Source organism: Bradyrhizobium uaiense, from assembly GCF_010811875.1.
Taxonomy (GTDB): Bacteria; Pseudomonadota; Alphaproteobacteria; order Rhizobiales; family Xanthobacteraceae; genus Bradyrhizobium; species Bradyrhizobium uaiense.
On record NZ_VKHP01000592.1, the window covers coordinates 1 to 434 of the forward strand.

Consider the following 434-nt stretch of genomic DNA (forward strand, 5'->3'; position numbering starts at 1 on the left):
GTCGGTCCCGTGGACGATCCCGAGATCACCAAGAGGGTCGAGGCGTTCAAGGATCTGAAGGCCGACCTGAAAGGACGTCGCCGTCTCGTCTCCACGTTAGTCCGCGAAGCCTATCTGCCTCGCCCTCTGCCGATCGCGGGCCAAGTCGTGGAGGGGCTAGCGAAGGCCGGCTTCTTCCGCAAGCGGGGACTGCTAGTCGGCACCGTTGCGTACCAGTGCTATGCCGCTGTGCTCGGTCGACGCCTTGACGCGGTCGCCATGCAGACCAGCGACGCCGACTTTGCGCAATTCCACGAAATCTCGGTGGCCATCAAGGACTCCATGCCACCCATCCTGGACGTGCTTCGCCAAGTCGACCCTACGTTTCGCGAGGTTCCGAGCCAGGCCGATGGCAGGCTCTCCACCCGATTCGTATCGAGAGGCAACTTCAACGT

At 62.7% G+C, this 434-nt stretch carries 1 protein-coding gene; it reads left to right on the forward strand.

Annotation, left to right across the window (positions count from 1 at the left end; translation table 11 throughout):
* Window positions 1–434 (forward strand): GSU2403 family nucleotidyltransferase fold protein (locus FNJ47_RS46645; RefSeq protein WP_249778689.1); only part of this gene is annotated, 434 nt, incomplete at both ends.